This is a genomic window from Dehalococcoidales bacterium, assembly GCA_030698765.1.
In the GTDB taxonomy this organism is placed as follows: domain Bacteria; phylum Chloroflexota; class Dehalococcoidia; order Dehalococcoidales; family UBA2162; genus JAUYMF01.
The window spans coordinates 1-6,073 of sequence record JAUYMF010000157.1 but is presented as its reverse complement, the minus strand read 5'-3'; the positions used below and the strand labels follow the sequence as shown (position 1 = coordinate 6,073).

Genomic DNA, 6,073 nt, shown 5'->3' with positions numbered 1-6,073 from the left:
GAGGACGGCGGTGTGGCCGAGGTGCCGGCCGCGGTTGATATCACTGATGCGTATGGGGATGTCCGTTGAGAAAGCAAATTGAGCGGGCAGGTCGATTTCTAAGCGTGGCATTTTGTCAATAATACCCCTTCATTAATAAATAATACTTATTAATCTTGCTATCGGCGGATATGAAACAGTTTCCGGGCGGTATCGGGTAAGCTCCGTACCATTCTTATCCATGTTATCAGTAGTCCTGGCTTGTTATGGTAACGGCCTGGAATAAGTCATTCTTTTTGTAGCGCTCCCTCTTTGAACCGGCTCAGGCGCAGCAGCGAAATAGCCGGGTCCTTGTTTATCTTCAGGATGTATTCCGCCATAATCCTGCCTACTGCCGGGGAATGCATCACACCCTGAGAGTTCATGCCGCAGGCAAGGTACAGTCCCTCCAGTTCCGGCGTATCCCCCAGGATAGCGCTCTTGTCGGCGGTATCGGGGTGCAGTCCCGCTTCCGCCCGGATGATGCCGGTGTCGGCCAGGAAAGGAAAACGGGGCACCACACGGCGGGCGATTTTAGGCAGGCAGCTCCAGTCTACGGTGACATCAAACCCCTCCGGCTGGTCGGGGTCGCTGCCGTTGAAGCCGATGCCGCGCCCTTCTCGCCAAACGGCAGTGTCCTGGTGCAGGTCAATAATGAGCGGGGCATCCCTTCTGATTTCATCTGTGGGAGCGGTGAAGAAGGAGTGTTTCTTATGAGGGTGCACCGGAATATCGATCCCCGCAGCTCTTCCCACCAGCCCGGCCCAGGGTCCGGCAGCGTTGACTACAACCGGCGCTTCAATCTCTCCATCCGTGCTTAAAACTCCCCTCACCCGGTGGTTACTGACTCTTATCTCCACCGACTCGACTCCGGTGTATATCTTTACACCGAGCCGTTTCGCCGCCGAGGCATAGCCCTGGACCACTGAATACGGGTCAACCCGGCCGTCAGTGGGGCCAAAGATCGCGCCCAGAATGTCATCAACGTTAATTGCCGGTAATCTTCCTTTGACCTCTCCGGGAGAGAGGAAATAGACTTCAATTCCGTGCCGGCGCTGTAACTCCAGTCTCTGTTGCAGGTTCTTCAGTTCTTTATCGGTGCAGGCCAGAAACAGGTAGCCGTGCTGGCGGAAGTCAATAACCGATCCCATTTCTTCCTCGAAGTGCTGGAAGAACCTGATACTCTCCACCGATAGCCTGACATTGGTCTCTGTAAGGAACTGGTGCCTGACACCCCCGGCCGCTTTCGCCGTGCTACCGGAGCCAATAACCGGCTCTTTCTCCAGGATAATAACGTCGCGGCAGCCTGATTTTGCCAGATGGTAGGCAATGCTGGTGCCGATAATGCCGGCGCCGATGATGATTACCTCTGCGGTCTTTGTTACTGCCATTCTATATGGTCTTTCTGCCCTTTTTAAAGTATACTCCCGTGAGTGTGAATGTCAACTGTAGGGAAGCTTTTTTATCTCGAGCATAGCTTAGTGGGATGGACAGTAGTAGCTATAACATGATAAAATCAGTCACGCGTACATTCAGTTCGGTGAATAATTATGGCAGTAGAGAATGTTTTAGCGGTGATACTGGCCGGGGGACGGGGGGAGAGGTTGAGTGTGCTGGCACAGGAACGCTCCAAGCCAGCCATGCCCTTTGCCGGCAAGTACCGCATTATAGATTTTACCCTGAGCAACTGCGTGAACTCGGGTATGTACAACGTGGCTGTTCTGACACAGTATCAGCCCCTCTCCCTTAGCGAGCATATCGGAGTTGGCGCGGCGTGGGGCTTCGCTACCCCGGACCGGACAGTCCGGCTTTTCCAGCCCTATTTGACGCGGGACGAAAAACGTGACTGGTACAAGGGAACCGCCGACGCCGTGTACCAGAATCTCCACTATATCGAGCAGCAGAGTCAGGAGATGGTGCTGATTCTCAGCGGCGACCATGTTTACAAGATGGATTATTCCTGGATGCTCCAATTCCATGAAGAGAGACAGGCGGACGTTACCCTGGCTTATACCCGTCTTCCTGAGGAAGACCTGCAGCACTTTGGCACGGTGATTATTGATGAAGAGAGGCGGGTAATCGGTTTTGAAGAAAAGGTCAGGAAGCCGAAGAGTAGCCTGGTATCCATGGGCATTTATCTTTTCAGGAAAGAGTTTCTTAAACAGTGCCTCGAGGAAGATACCGCAAGCGAGAACTCCAGCCATGATTTCGGCAGGGATATCCTGCCGAAAATGGTCGGGAAAAATAGGATTTTCGGATATGATTTTCAGGGATACTGGCGCGATGTCGGCACGGTGCAGGCCTACTGGCAGGCTAATATGGATATGATTGATATGTCCCCGGGGGGATACCTTTCAGACCCGGGCTGGCCGATACACACCAGTGATGTGGACGGGCCACCGGCGACCATCTCCGGGGTGGCTAACGTAGGCAACAGCATGATTTCTAATGGCTGTATTATTGAGGGCAATGTTGAGCATTCAATACTCTCACCGGGGGTAATCGTGGCGGAAGGCGCTGTAGTCCGGAACTCGATTATCATGTCTGAGACTTCCGTGGGTTCACACAGTATCATTGATTATTCAATCCTGGATAAGGAGGTGGTAGTTGAAGCGGGTTGCCACCTCGGTTTCGGCGATGATCTGCGGGCGAACCGCTGGGAACCGTCGGTGCTGAATACCGGCATCACCATTGTCGGTAAGAGAGCCCGGATTCCCCCCGGCACCAGGATAGGCCGTAATTGTATCATCTGCGCTGACGTGCAGGAAGACTGTTTTCGCAGAGATGAAGTTAAGAGCGGCGGGATAGTCAGGCTGAAACGGAATCGAGGTAGCTGAAGAGCGGTGTCACTCTACAGGGTAATTGCTAAGCATGCTCATTTCAAATCAATTAATCGAGACAGGAAAGTAGTTACTTCTACGGTGGAGTTGAGAAAATATTCGGCATTTGATGAGGGGTTCTCCCCCCCGACAAAAATGCTCCAGCCGTCAGGATGGTGAATAATCCTGAAAGCATCTTCATCGGTGGTATCGTCACCCAGGTAGATGATAAGTAATTGTTCGAGCTTGAGGGATTGCTTGATTTCCCGGCTGATTGCTTCCACCGCTTTTCCTTTGTGCCAGTCTATCCGCGGTCTCACTTCCCAGACTTTTTTCCCCGTTGTGATTCTAATTTCGCCTTTGTCTGACCACGGAGCGGTAACCTTCCGGAAAATTTGAGCTACCGTCTCCTCCTCCTTTTCTCTGACCAGGCGGTAGTGAACGCTCAAACTTAATCCTTTATCCTCGACGAGGACTCCTTCGATATCGGCCAGCCTGGCGGTTAATTGCCGCAGAATGTCCCGGATTTGTGATTGTGCCGTCCGGGCTACCGGATGGATGAATGTGATGCCGGGACCTTCTATTTCAAATCCATGATTCCCCGCGTAGTAAATTCCATCCACAGCCACCAGGGACTTGACTTCGGCGAGCGAACGCCCGCTAATAATACCCACACTGACGGCCGGTCTGGATGCCAGGGCGCGTAGTTTGTCTCTGACCCCGGGGGTTAATATCGCCTGTTCCGGCCGGCTGACAATCGGGGTTAGAGTGCCGTCATAGTCTGAGAGCAGCAGGATATGAGATGAAGCTCTGACGTCAGCGGAGAATAGCTCCCAGTACTGGAAAAGGTGCTTCACCGGATACCCGCCAGCGAGATGAGCCTGGAGACATGAGAAGCTCCCCACCTGTAGATATTATTGCCGGCGACCACATCACGCATACCCGCCATTCGCCGGCGCCTTTCCGCCTCTGGCATTTCCAGCGCCTCTTTTATCTTTCTGGCGAACTCGCTGATGTCATAGGGATTGATCAATAGCGCGTCTTCCATTTCCGTGGCCGCGCCGGTGAACCGACTTAAGATTAAAACCCCGTCCCCATCAACCCGTGAGGAGACGTATTCCTTGGCGACCAGGTTCATGCCGTCATGAAGGGAGTTAACCACGCAGAAGTTGGCCAGACGGCGAAGAGCCGCCAGGGTTACCGGAGTAAGCTGCCGTGCCATCATGATTACCGGTTGCCAGGCATCGTTACCGTACCTGGTATTTATCTTTTCGGTCAACTGGTCAACCCTGCGGTTAAGGTTCTGGTAGCTCTCAATCTGGGTGCGGCTGGGCATACCAGCCTGGATGAAGACTATCTTCCCGCGGTAGTCGGGCGAGTCTTCCAGGAGTTTATCCAGCGCCTGTAATCTCTCCGGTATGCCCTTGGTGTAGTCCACCCGGTCCGTTCCGAGTCCCACGAATTTGCCTTCCAGATTAAATTCACGGCGCAGGCTCTCCATTTCTCGTTCTACTTCTTCGGTACCCGCGCTCTGAGAAAGGGCGTCAAAATCCACGCTGATGGGAAACGGCTGTACCAGGGTAGTCTTCCCCCGGTAAGTAACGGCAAACCGGTTGCGGTCTATTCTGGCTTCCAGGGTATTCTCAACCGTCTCCAGGAAATTATTGCAGAAGGACTGGACATGAAAGCCGAGGAGGTCATTGCCCAGCAAGCCGTCCAGTATTTCTTCATGCCAGGGGCAGGTGCGGAATATTTCGTAGGTCGTCCAGGGAATATGCCAGAACTGGCCGACGGTCAGCGCCGGGTTCTGCTCCTTAATCAGGCGGGAAAGCAGGGCGAAGTGGTAGTCCTGCACCAGTACCACGGCTTTACGGCCGTTGACCTCTTCCAGGACGGCTTCGGCAAAAATCTGGTTCACCTTTTTGTAGCTGTGCCAATCAGATTCCTTGTATATGGGTGGGGTAAAGACAACATGGCACAGCGGCCAGAGCGCCTCGTTGGAGAAACCAAGGTAAAAGCCGGCCACTTCATCTTCAGTCAGCCATACCCGGCGGAGGGTATACTCCGGATTCTCCGGCGGTACGGCTACGCGGTGGTGGGCATCAACCACTTCTTTGTCAGCATCGCCGCTGCCATAGGCGACCCATGTCCCTTTTGAGGCCCGCATCACCGGGTCCAGCGCTTCAGTAAGCCCACTGACCGGACGGTTGGATACTATCCGGTCACCGGATATGCTATGAATATAGGGTTCCCGGTTGGAGACTACCAGGAACAGATAATCACCCAGTTTCTTTTGTACCAGCTGGTACAGTCTGGTCTTATCCCATCTTTGCTCTTCTATCTTGCATCACCCCCGTTGATTCGATAATAGCCTATTTTACAATGGTTTCACTTCGAAGGAAAGCGTACCGGGGAACGCTTAATGCAATCGCTTGAGCGCTAATCTCCTTGGGGATGGCGAAGTCTACGAGGAGTTTAGCGTCAGTGGTAACGCTGACACGAGTCCCGAGGGTTTCCAGGACGTAGCGACGATCCTCGAACTCTTTGGAATCGATTCTCTCTCCCAGGTTGGTGCGGAGCTGCTTAAGTCCCATCATAGACACCGAAGACTCGTTGAGCTTCCGTATCTCACGGGTTACTTCTTCCTTCCGCTCGGCGATGTGGTTTCTCTCGGTCTGTAGTCTCTCCAGAGCCCGCTTATATGCTTCATCCGAGATATCGGAGCCGTAGCGGTTTTTGTCCAGCAGGAGTTGCGTCTCGGCGTTGGTATTGGCGTTATCCCGGCGTTCCAGGCTATGAAGCTCCTTCTTCAGGTTTTCACGGCTCTTGTTCACAGCTTCTTCACCCCGGTCAAGTTCACTGCCCAATACGGCGTCATTACTGAGAAGCCTCCTGACCTCGTCTTCAACCGCCGTTTCTATGCGACGCCCGTTGATGTAAGGCCGGGGATGGTTTTTGCCGTTGTAACCATTGTCGGGGTACTCGTAGCACCAGATGTTGTCCCGTATATGCCGTCCGTGGTAGCGGCGTCCGTCAAGCTCGTACTGGATCATACCTTTGAGCAGGAAGTTGTGCTTACCGTTGCGCTTGGCGTTGGCCTTGTTCTGCGCCATGCGGACGCGTATCCACTCGTACTCTTCCCTGGTGATGATGGGATTCTCGACAACGATGTTGGTGAGCGGTATCCCTTCCAGTTTCCGCGATGACGTATTGCCGTAGGTGGGCATGCCGTTGCT

General features: G+C 53.5%; 5 protein-coding genes. 1 reads left to right on the top strand and 4 read right to left on the bottom strand.

All coding sequences use genetic code 11. From position 1 onward, the window contains the following. Nucleotides 1-266 precede the first annotated feature (266 nt). The gene (locus Q8Q07_07585) at nucleotides 267-1,409 is read right to left on the bottom strand and encodes an FAD-dependent oxidoreductase (protein ID MDP3880146.1); all 1,143 of its coding nucleotides are present in this window, start codon (nucleotides 1,407-1,409) and stop codon (nucleotides 267-269) included. Between the two features lie 159 nt (nucleotides 1,410-1,568). Here Q8Q07_07585 and glgC point away from each other — a divergent pair, with 159 nt between their 5' ends. Continuing rightward, nucleotides 1,569-2,855: a glucose-1-phosphate adenylyltransferase gene (gene glgC, locus Q8Q07_07580; protein ID MDP3880145.1), complete on the top strand. Its 1,287-nt coding sequence runs from the start codon at nucleotides 1,569-1,571 to the stop codon at nucleotides 2,853-2,855. A 38-nt stretch (nucleotides 2,856-2,893) separates the two neighbouring features. On the opposite strand, the gene otsB is transcribed toward glgC, so the two are convergent. The 3 genes from otsB to Q8Q07_07565 all read right to left on the bottom strand — a co-directional run. Beyond that, nucleotides 2,894-3,694, bottom strand: a complete 801-nt coding sequence (gene otsB, locus Q8Q07_07575) for a trehalose-phosphatase (protein ID MDP3880144.1) — start codon at nucleotides 3,692-3,694, stop codon at nucleotides 2,894-2,896. Next, nucleotides 3,691-5,106, bottom strand: coding sequence for a trehalose-6-phosphate synthase (locus Q8Q07_07570; protein MDP3880143.1), 1,416 nt, complete (start codon nucleotides 5,104-5,106; stop codon nucleotides 3,691-3,693). The genes otsB and Q8Q07_07570 overlap by 4 nt, the downstream gene beginning before the upstream one ends. A gap of 103 nt (nucleotides 5,107-5,209) precedes the next feature. Then, nucleotides 5,210-6,073: hypothetical protein (locus Q8Q07_07565; GenBank protein MDP3880142.1), on the bottom strand; the 864-nt coding region annotated here is incomplete at its 5' end.

Coding starts and splice junctions, on each gene's coding strand:
- Q8Q07_07585 (MDP3880146.1), bottom strand. CDS start 1,409: ATGGCAGTAACAAAGACCGCAGAGGTAATCATCATCGGCGCCGGCATT.
- glgC (MDP3880145.1), top strand. CDS start 1,569: ATGGCAGTAGAGAATGTTTTAGCGGTGATACTGGCCGGGGGACGGGGG.